Source organism: Atribacterota bacterium, from assembly GCA_028717805.1.
Classification (GTDB): Bacteria; Atribacterota; Phoenicimicrobiia; order Phoenicimicrobiales; family Stramentimicrobiaceae; genus Stramentimicrobium.
Genome location: JAQUNC010000054.1, coordinates 1 through 10,770, shown reverse-complemented (window position 1 = coordinate 10,770; position 10,770 = coordinate 1). Strand labels below are relative to the sequence as shown.

The following is a 10,770-nucleotide window of genomic DNA, read 5'->3' as shown; positions in this document are numbered from 1 at the left end:
TGACTTCCTCCTTGGTCATTTTCATTCTTTTTAAGTTTCTCCTCATTTCAGAATACCATAAACTAAATTTAAGTCCTAAGGTAATAGGTTCTGCATGGACTCCATGAGTACGACCAATCATAATGGTATTTTTATGTTTAAATGCTAATTCTTTCAACTTATCTATGACCTGAATTATATCTTTAATAAGAATAATGGAAGACTTCTTTAAAAGAATACCTAAAGAAGTGTCTAAAATATCTGAAGATGTTAATCCCTGATGAAAATATCTTGAATATTCACCTAAATTTTCACCAACACTGGTAGTAAAAGATAATACATCATGTTTTAAAAGCTTTTCCAATTCATTGATTCTATCAATAGAATAAGTGGCTCTTTTCTTGATTAAACTGAAGGTATTATCATCTAAAAGTCCTAAAACTTTTCGAGCTTCACAAACTGACAATTCAACCTTTAACCAGATATCATATTTATTCTTCTCATCCCACAATAATCTCATAGGCTCCATTGAATAACGTTTAATCAATTATTATACTCCTATTGATTAATATTTTAAAATAATTTATTACTTACATATTTAAAAAAATAGATGGTTATCTAAAGATAGTCTGTGTTCTTTTAGGTCCAACAGAAATAATTGAGATTGTAGATTCAGTAACCTGCTCAATTTTTCGAATATATTCTTTTGCTTTTTCAGGCAAGTTCTGATAATTGCTTATATTGCTAATATCCTTTTCCCAGCCATCTACTTCTTCATATACTGGTTTTATAAATGGAATTAATTCACTATTACCAGGGAAATAAAAATATGATTCATCTTTAATTTGGTATTCTCTGCATATCTTTATTTTTTTAAATGAGCTAAGAACATCTAATTTTGTTAAAACAATTTCCTTAATCCCATTTATTCTATTGGCATATTTAACCACTACTGCATCAAACCAACCACATCTTCTTGGACGCCCTGTTGTAGCACCATATTCATGTCCATACTCCCTTATTTTCTGTTCCAGAGAGCCTTTTAACTCTGTAGGAAAAGGGCCTTCGCCTACTCTGGTAGTATATGCTTTAGCAATACCTATAACTTTGTCAACATAAATTGGGCTAATGCCACAACCAATACAAGCATTACCAGCCACAGGATTAGATGAAGTTACATAGGGGTATGTACCATGATCTACATCCAGCATTGTTCCTTGTGCACCTTCAAAAATAATATTTTTATTTTTCTGTATTTGTTCATCAAGAAAAAGAGAGCCATCAATAACAAAAGGTTCCAATAGTTTACCGTATTGTATATATTTTTCTTTAATACTTTCTATTAATTTTTTAGAAAGTTTAATTCCAAAATATTTTAATAAATAATCACTTTTTTGTTTTAATATAAAATCTAATTTACCGGTCAGACTTTCTGAATGAATTAAATCACAAACCCTAAGTCCAGTGCGAGATAATTTATCTACATAGGCAGGTCCAATACCTCTTTTAGTGGTACCTATTTTGCGACTTTCCGTATTTTCTTCTATTGCTTCATCGATAATTTTATGATATGGCAAAATGATATGTGCTTTATAATCAATGAATAGTCTTTTTGCAATGTCTATATCATGTTGCTGCAAATTTTCAATTTCTTGAAACAAAACTTCTGGATCTAAAACAACACCGTTACCAATTAAACAGATTTTATCTTCATGCAAAATGCCTGATGGTAAAAGGTGAAAAATAAATATATCTTTATCTAGTACTACAGTATGTCCGGCATTACTTCCACCTTGATAACGTGCTATGATATCATAATTTTCAGATAATAAATCAGTAATCTTTCCTTTTCCCTCATCTCCCCATTGTGTTCCAACTATAATCAATGTTGACATGATTTTAGTTACCTTTCTTAAAAAATATTTTTTTAATCTTAACCAAATAAGCAGAAATATAATAAGTAAATGGTTAAAAGTTATATTATGAAAAATATTATTTTTCCAATATTCATCATATAAAATCTATATTATATATAATAATATAAAAATACACTTTATTTATTCCCATTCAATGGTAGCAGGAGGTTTTGAGCTAATATCAAAAAGAACTCGATTAATACCATGGACTTGATTGATAATTTTATTAGAAATTTTTGCTAATAGGTCATAAGGTATTTTAGCCCAATCAGCAGTCATCCCGTCATTACTGGTGACAATTCTTAAGACTACTGCATACTCATAGGTTCTTAAATCACCCATAACTCCAACTGATTTTACAGGAAGCAGTATTCCAAAGTATTGCCACAGCTTTTTATGCCATCCTTCTTTATGTATTTCTTTTCTTATAATATCATCTGCTTCCCTTAAAATAGATAATTTCTCATAATTAACTTCCCCAATTACTCTTATTGCCAGACCAGGACCAGGAAAGGGTTGTCTCCAGATTATTTTTTCTGGTATTCCTAAACTTTTCCCAATTCTTCGAACCTCGTCTTTAAACAAATTTCTTAATGGTTCTAAAAGTTTTAAATCCATTTTTTCTGGTAAACCACCAACATTGTGATGCGATTTTATCTTTACTGATGGACCTAAGACAGGCGAACTTTCAATTACATCAGGGTAGAGTGTTCCCTGTAAAAGATGGGTTACTTTCCCTATTCTTTTAGCTTTTTCCTCAAATATTTTTATAAAAAGATTCCCGATAGTTCTTCTTTTCTCTTCGGGATCCACAATTCCATTTAAAGATTTAATAAAACTTTGAGCATAATCATAGATATGCAAATTGATTTTAATATTCTCTTTAAAAACCTGTTTAATTTCTTCTTCTTCATTTTTTCTCATCAGACCAGTATTTATAAATATACAATGCAGCTGGTTTCCAATAGCTTTACAAGTTAACAGTGCAGCAACAAGGGAGTCAATTCCTCCACTTACGCCTGCCACAACATTACCATCTCCAACCTCTTGCTTTATATTATGAATAGTATCTTCAATAAAAACATTATTAGTCCATTCGGGTGAACAATGACATATACGTCGTGTAAAGTTATATAAGATATCCTTACCATATTCAGTATGAGTTACTTCTGGATGAAATTGAACACCATATAATTTCTTATCCTCATCATGTAAAGCAGCAATATTGTTTGCCTGGCTGATTGCACTAATTTTAAATTCGGAAGGGACTGTTTTAATTATATCGTTATGACTCATCCAGGTATTTATTTTTTCTGGTAAGTTGTAAAATATACTACTTTCCCCTTTTGATAAAATACAAATAAGAGTATTTCCATATTCAGAATTTTTAGATTTGGTAACTTTGCCTCCCATCATCTTCACTAAAAGTTGCATTCCATAGCAAATTCCTAATATAGGTACATTTAAAGAAAATATTTTTTGTTCAATAACAGGAGCCTTTTTATTTACAACACTATCAGGTCCTCCTGATAAAATAATACCTTTCGGATTATTCTTTTTTAATTCTAAAAAATCAATATTATAAGGGAAGATTTCAGAATAAATATTTAATTCTCTTATCCTTCTGGCAATTAACTGGGTGTATTGTGAACCAAAATCCAAAATAGCAATCCAATTATTAGTATATTTTTTTCTAAATAGCATCTTTCATAACTCTTTCTTTAAAAATAATACATATAATTTGTAATCAACATATTTATATTATATAATTTATTCAAATTATAATATCAAAACATTTTAAATTATAGCATAGATAACTATTTTCAGGTATAACAATTATAAATTTATTTTTATTTTAACTAGATCCTGTTTCAGAATATGTAAAAAGCAAAAATATTTTTATTTATTTTAATTAACATTCCTTGTTTCTTGACTATTTTCTTGACTATTTGTTTTAACTAAAATATTATAATATATATTAAATATATTCTGGATGAAAATTTCGGGAGAGGTTTTTTCGTTATGAAAAAACGCCGAAGGTGCAAGATGAATAATCATCTAAACTCTCAGGCAAAAGGACCGAAATTGGACAGAGCTCTGGAAAGATATTTATATCACCGAAGGGGAAATTTCCTAACTAATTTTATTTTTTGTAATTTGTACACCAGGATTTCTTCTATGATATTATTATTTGAGGAAAAATCTCTCAGGTCCCAAGACAGAGTCTTATAAAAGAAATATAAGATCCTGTCTTTTTTATTTTTACTATAATTTATAAATTATAGATAATGTTAAAAAAAGACTACTAAACAATATACTATATTAGGTTTGTTTCTAATACTTCTAAATATAAAGAGTATATAAAAAAACCATAAGGAGGATTATATGTTCTCAGATCTAGAAATTGCTCAAAAGACAAAACTACTTCACATAATTGAAATTGCAGACTCAATCGGAATAAAAGAAGAAGAATTGGAGCTATATGGAAAATACAAGGCTAAAGTAAAAGCTAATATTCTAGAAAGAATTACAGATCGCCCTCAAGCAAAATATATTGTAGTAACTGCTATTACTCCCACTCCCTTAGGTGAAGGCAAAACTGTTACCTCTATAGGTCTGGGTCAGGGATTGGCAAAACTGGGCAAGAAAGTAATCAATACCTTAAGGGAACCATCAATGGGCCCGGTCTTTGGTATCAAAGGTGGTGCTGCCGGTGGAGGATATTCACAAGTAGTACCAATGGAAGATTTAAATTTACATTTTACTGGTGATATTCATGCCGTAGGTGCAGCAAACAATTTATTATGTGCCATGCTGGATACTCATTTGCAAAAAGGTAACAAAATGAACATAGATATCCACAGTATTGGCATTAACCGTGTAGTTGATATTTCAGATCGTGCCCTAAGAAACATTGTTATAGGATTGCGAGGCAAAGAAAATGGCATCCCTAGAGAAACAGGTTTTGACATTACAGTTGCTTCCGAAGTCATGGCTATTCTGGCTATGGCTACTAATATATTTGATTTACGTGAAAGATTAAGCAAAATGACAGTTGCCTATACTAAAGAAGGTCAACCGGTTACTGCAGAAGATTTAAAAGCGGCTGGAGCAATGACTGTTCTTCTGAAAGACGCTCTTAATCCTAATCTTATCCAAACACTGGAACATGGTCCCTGCTTTATGCATTGTGGCCCCTTTGCCAATATTGCCCATGGCAATAATTCAGTTCTGGCAGATTTAATTGCTACCAAATTAGCTGATTATGTAGTTACAGAATCAGGGTTTGGTTCTGATATGGGTTTTGAAAAAATGTGTAACATTAAATGTCGAACCAGTAATTTAAAGGTTGATTGTGCCGTTATCGTATGTACTATAAGGGCTTTAAAAATGCATGGAGGAATTATAAAGGTTGTTGCTGGGAAGCCCTTGGATATGGAAAAACTTGCTCAAGAAAATTTACCTGCAGTGGAAAAAGGGTGTAAAAATCTGGAGAAACATATCGAAAATGTATTGTTACACGGTATTAATCCAGTTGTAGTAATTAATAGCTTCCCTACTGATACCCGTGAAGAAATAGAATTAATTAAAGAAAAGGGTCTTAAAGCTGGGGCTTCTGCTGTAGTTACCCATGAAGGTTGGGCAAAAGGTGGTGCTGGATGTATTGAATTGGCAGAGGCAGTGGTAGAGGCCACAGAAAAAGAAAATGGTTTTCATCACCTTTATCCTTTAGAAGCAACTATTAAGGAGAAGATTGAGATTATTGCCACGAAAATATATGGTGCTGAAGGAGTAACTTATCTGGATCAAGCAGAAAAGAATATTAAACTATTTGAATCTGTGGGCTTTGGTAATCTACCTATCTGTATGGCTAAAACACACCTTTCTCTTTCTCATGACCCATCAATCAAAGGTAGACCTAGAAATTATAAAATACCAATCAGAGATATAAGAGCTTCAGTAGGAGCTGGCTTCTTATACCCATTGTTAGGCACAATGATGACTATGCCAGGTTTACCGTCAATTCCCGCTGCAACTAAGGTTGATATTGATAAAGAAGGTAATACTGTTGGATTATTTTAAATAAAAATAAAAATATTGGAGGTAAAATAAATGTCTATTAAAGTTCTGGAAGGATTATACTACAGCAAAAGCGACGAATGGATTAAAGTAGAAAATGATGTTGGAACAATAGGTATTACTGATTATGCACAGGACCAATTAGGCGATATAGTTTTTGTGGAAGAAATAGAAAAAGGGAAACAGCTTAACAAAGGAGATGTAATCACTACTGTAGAATCGGTTAAGGCAGTTTCAGAAGTTTACTCACCAATAAGTGGCGAGGTCATTGAAGTAAATCAAACTATAATTGATGAGCCATCCCAGATTAATAAGGATCCTTTTGGGGAAGGTTGGTTTGCTAAGATAAAGATGAGTAAACCCGACGAAACAAAGGAACTCATGAGTGCTTCTGATTATAGCGAATATCGAAAAGAATAAAAAAATATTAAAGAGGTGAATTTAAATGAGATATATTCCCTCAACTGAAGAACAACAAAGGGAAATGTTGAAAGAAATTGGCGTATCTTCTTTTGAAGAATTAATTACCAGTATACCTGAAAAAGTGAGATTAAAAAGAAAATTAAATCTTCCCCCTGCCCTTGCTGAAAATGAACTTGAAGAAAAAATCGCTCGCATTGCGCAAAAAAATGCTGATTTTTATAAAATGAAACCACTCTTGGGAGCAGGTGCTTACCGTCATTTTATTCCAGAAGCAGAAAAGGCTCTTTTGCAGAGGGAAGAATTCTGGACCTGTTATACTCCTTATCAGCCTGAGTTGAGTCAGGGAACCTTGCAGGCCATATTTGAATTCCAGAGTCACATTTCTCGCTTAACTAAAATGGAAGTAGTTGTTCCTTCAATTTTTGACGGAGCTTCTGCCACTGCTGAAGCAGCATTAATGTCCATAAGACTAACACATAAAAATAAAATATTAGTATCATCATTGCTTCACCCTCACTATCGGGAAGTAGTAAGAACCTATCTGGAACCACATAATATTCAAATTGTAGAATTACCATCTCAAAATGGTAGGACTGAAATTGATATGATTAAACATTTTTTAGATGATAGTACAGCTGCAATAATAATTCAAAGTCCTAACTTCTTGGGTGGAATTGAACATATTCAGGAAATTACGGAAATGATCCATCAGAACAAAGGCCTGCTTATTCAGGTCATAGCGGAAGCCATGTCATTAGGTATTTTGAAATCTCCTGGAAATATGAATGTGGATATTGTTGCTGGTAGTACTCAATCTTTTGGCTTGGATTTGAATTTTGGTGGTCCATATAATGCCTTTTTAGCTACAAAAAAAGAATTTATCAGACAGTTACCTGGAAGAATTGTAGGGGAAACAAAAGATAAAGATGGTAAAAGGTGTTTTGTTATGACTTTTAGAGCACGCGAACAGGATATCAGGAGAGAAAAAGCAACTTCTAATATGTGTACAAACCACAATCTAAATGTAATTGCTACCGATATATATCTTTCACTTTTAGGTACAGAAGGTTTATATCAATATTCACTAATCAATTTTAAAAAGTCACATTATTTAGAGCAACAATTACTAAAATCTGGAAAATTTACCAATCCCTTTGCTTATACTTATTACAATGAATTTTTAATTAATTATCAAGGAGATATTGAAAGCTTACAAAAAAGATTGATCGAAAAGAACTTCATACCACCGCTTTCAATTTGGCAATTTTATCCTGAAGAAAAATTTAAGCAGAGCCTACTTTTTGCTGTGACAGAAATATTTTCCAGGGATGAATTGAATAAAATTACTGATCTTTTATCTCGATAAGGAGGTTCAAAATGAAACTAATTTTTGAAAAAAGTGTTCCAGGTAGAAATGGTTTTTCTCTAACTAAAGATTTATTCGATGACGTTAAGTTAGAAAAACATATATATGCAGAATATCTTGAGAAAGAAAAAAAACAATTAACAGAAGTTTCTGAAGTAGATGTTATCAGACATTTTACACAGCTTTCAAAATATAACTATGGAGTAGATGATGGATTATATCCTCTGGGTTCCTGTACTATGAAATATAATCCGCGAATTAATGAAAAGATGTCCAATCTAAATAACTTTATTTATGCTCATCCACTCTCCTCCCCAGATTTGATTCAAGGTAGCTTGGAAATAATTTATAGACTTAATGAATTGTTATGCGAAATAACAGGAATGGATCAATATACTATGGCTCCAGCTTCTGGCGCTCATGGTGAACTAACTGGAATATTAATAATGAGAAAATATTTTCTTGATCTGGGAGAAAAGAGAAATAAAATGTTAATTCCGGACTCAGCTCACGGCACTAATCCTGCTTCTGCGGCTATGGGTGGATTTGAAGTTGTGGAAATCAAATCAAATGAAAACGGAACAGTTGATTTAGAGTCCTTGTCTAAAGCCATGGATGAACAAACTGTAGGATTAATGTTGACTAATCCCAATACAGTTGGATTATACGATGAAGGTATCGAAGATATTGAAAAGATTATTCACAGTAAAGGTGGTTTGCTTTATTATGATGGAGCCAATCTTAATGCTTCTCTGGGTATTATTCGTCCAGGAGATGCAGGATTTGATGTAGTACACCTTAATCTGCATAAGACATTTTCCACTCCTCATGGAGGTGGGGGACCAGGTGCCGGTGTAATTGGAGTAAAGAACAAACTAATTCCTTATTTACCAACTCCCCTAATAGCTTTGAATGATGAATCAGGAAAATATTATTTTAATGATGTTGGTGAAAAAAGCATAGGTATGATTCGCAGTTTTTGGGGTAATTTTTCAGTTTTAGTAAAATCCTTTGCCTGGATACTTTCTCTGGGATCAGAAGATTTATTCCAATGTTCCAAAGCGAGTATTATCAATGCAAACTATGTTTTAACAAAACTTAAAAAATATTACAAACCAGCTTATGATAGATATTGTGGGCATGAGTGCACTTTAACCGGGCGGGAATATAAAAAATATGGTATCAAGACTTTACATATTGCGAAAAGACTAATGGATTATGGTTTCCATCCACCAACTATCTATTTTCCTCACTTTGAACCATATGCCGAAGAAACAATCATGATTGAACCACCTGAATCAGAAGGGAAAGAAGTATTGGATAATTTTATAGAGGTCATGATAAAAATTGCCCAAGAAGCTGAAGATAATCCCGATATAATAAAATCTGCTCCACACATAACACCTATCAACCAAACTGACGATGCCTTAGCCGTTAAAAGACCGATTTTGACTTTTGATGACGAGTTAAAACTAAAAAGTGAGCTAAACTATAAAGAGAAAGATATTAATTTTTAGTCAAAAATATTCTGGAGGTATATATTAAGATGAATGAAAATAATTTGTTAAAAACCCCATTGCACGAGGAACACCTTCGTCTAAATGCGCGGATGATTCCTTTTGACGGATTTGATATGCCGGTGCAATATACTAGTATCATCGAAGAACATATGGCTGTTAGAGAAAAGGTTGGTATTTTTGATGTATCTCATATGGGTGAAATAGAGATAAAAGGAGCAGACGCCGTGCCCTTCGTAGATTATATGGTAACTAATCAAATATCCGATATGAAGGACTATTCAATCAGATATTCACCTATGTGTCATCAGCATGGTGGCCAGGTAGATGACCTTTTTATTTATAAAATCAGTAACCGCTTTATCCTTCTAGTAGTCAATGCATCACCTAATTATTCCGAAAAGGATGAACAATGGATCAAAACCTATAGTAAAAGTTTTGATGTAGAAATACAAAATAAAAGTAGAAAATACGGTGAAGTAGCTATCCAGGGACCGCTAGCTGAAAAAATGTTAAATCCATTCTTTAAAGGCGAGGCTTCCTTAGCAGAGTTAGGTAGATTTAAATTTACTTATGGTAATCTTTTTGGAAAGGATGTTTTAATATCACGTACCGGCTATACCGGAGAAGATGGATTTGAAATATATACACCAAATAGTGATGATATAATTGATATCTGGAATAACTCCCTACTAGAAGGGGAAAAACATGGTTTAAAACCCTGTGGTTTGGGAGCTAGAGATACTACTAGATTTGAAGTTTGTTACTGGTTATATGGTAATGATATTGATGAAAGTGTAAATCCCCTAGAAAGTGGACAAGGCTGGACTGTTAAATTTAATAAGAAAGATTTTATCGGTAAAGAAGCTTTGCTTAAAATTCAACAAGAAGGAATTAAACGAAAATTAATCGGTCTTTCTGTACCTCAGGGAGGTATACCACGTCATGGGATGGAAGTGAGGCATAATAATAAAAAAATAGGATACATTACTTCAGGCAATTATTGCCCTTCTTTAAAGAAGGTTTTTGCCATGGCTATTTTGGATCTTCCTTTTACTCAAAAAGGTAATAAAGTAAAGGTCTTAATTAGAGATAAAGAAATGCTAGCAGAAGTAGTTGATATGCCCTTCCTGGCTCCATTTAATAAAAGATAATATAGATCATTAATCAAAAAAGACAGATAAATATAAAGAGTATAAAGTAAAGAAGGAGGTGATTTGAACAAATAAAATATATTTCTATGTTTAGTTGGGGGGTGGTATAAAATATTTAAATAATTGTTAAAATTAATCTTTCCTTTTTATTTCTTACATGTAAGATGTTTATAAAATTAACTATTTTTTTTAATCATTATCCATACTAAAAAATTTGATTAAAATTTTAATAATTTTATAAAAATAAAAAAGGAGGCTTTTTTAACATGACAGCAATACTGGAATTGTTAGATAAAATTAATGCCTTTGCCTGGGGACCACCTATGATGACTTTA

8 protein-coding genes and 1 riboswitch are annotated in these 10,770 nt (G+C 32.3%); of the genes, 5 read left to right on the top strand and 3 right to left on the bottom strand.

Annotation, left to right across the window (positions count from 1 at the left end; all coding sequences use genetic code 11):
- The 3 genes from PHD84_09660 to guaA form a co-directional block, all read right to left on the bottom strand.
- Window positions 1–526: lyase family protein (locus PHD84_09660; GenBank protein ID MDD5638063.1), on the bottom strand; the 526-nt coding region annotated here is incomplete at its 3' end.
- Window positions 527–593: 67 nt separating this feature from the next.
- Window positions 594–1,874, bottom strand: coding sequence for an adenylosuccinate synthase (locus tag PHD84_09655; protein ID MDD5638062.1), 1,281 nt, complete (start codon window positions 1,872–1,874; stop codon window positions 594–596).
- Between the two features lie 162 nt (window positions 1,875–2,036).
- The gene (gene guaA, locus PHD84_09650) at window positions 2,037–3,599 is read right to left on the bottom strand and encodes a glutamine-hydrolyzing GMP synthase (GenBank protein ID MDD5638061.1); all 1,563 of its coding nucleotides are present in this window, start codon (window positions 3,597–3,599) and stop codon (window positions 2,037–2,039) included.
- Window positions 3,600–3,888: 289 nt separating this feature from the next.
- A riboswitch (glycine riboswitch) is annotated at window positions 3,889–3,987 on the top strand.
- Window positions 3,988–4,280: 293 nt separating this feature from the next.
- Here guaA and PHD84_09645 point away from each other — a divergent pair.
- The 5 genes from PHD84_09645 to gcvT are packed head-to-tail and all read left to right on the top strand — an operon-like array spanning window position 4,281 to window position 10,435.
- Entirely contained in the window at window positions 4,281–5,978 is a 1,698-nt protein-coding gene (locus PHD84_09645; protein MDD5638060.1) for a formate--tetrahydrofolate ligase, read from the top strand.
- Window positions 5,979–6,008: 30 nt separating this feature from the next.
- On the top strand, window positions 6,009–6,395 hold the full coding sequence (gene gcvH / locus PHD84_09640) for a glycine cleavage system protein GcvH (protein MDD5638059.1): 387 nt from the start codon (window positions 6,009–6,011) through the stop codon (window positions 6,393–6,395).
- A 25-nt stretch (window positions 6,396–6,420) separates the two neighbouring features.
- A complete protein-coding gene (gcvPA, locus tag PHD84_09635) occupies window positions 6,421–7,764 on the top strand; it encodes an aminomethyl-transferring glycine dehydrogenase subunit GcvPA (protein ID MDD5638058.1) in 1,344 nt (447 codons plus the stop codon).
- 11 nt (window positions 7,765–7,775) lie between these two features.
- Window positions 7,776–9,281, top strand: coding sequence for an aminomethyl-transferring glycine dehydrogenase subunit GcvPB (gcvPB, locus tag PHD84_09630; GenBank protein MDD5638057.1), 1,506 nt, complete (start codon window positions 7,776–7,778; stop codon window positions 9,279–9,281).
- A gap of 29 nt (window positions 9,282–9,310) precedes the next feature.
- Window positions 9,311–10,435: a glycine cleavage system aminomethyltransferase GcvT gene (gene gcvT, locus PHD84_09625; GenBank protein ID MDD5638056.1), complete on the top strand. Its 1,125-nt coding sequence runs from the start codon at window positions 9,311–9,313 to the stop codon at window positions 10,433–10,435.
- Window positions 10,436–10,770: the final 335 nt, after the last annotated feature.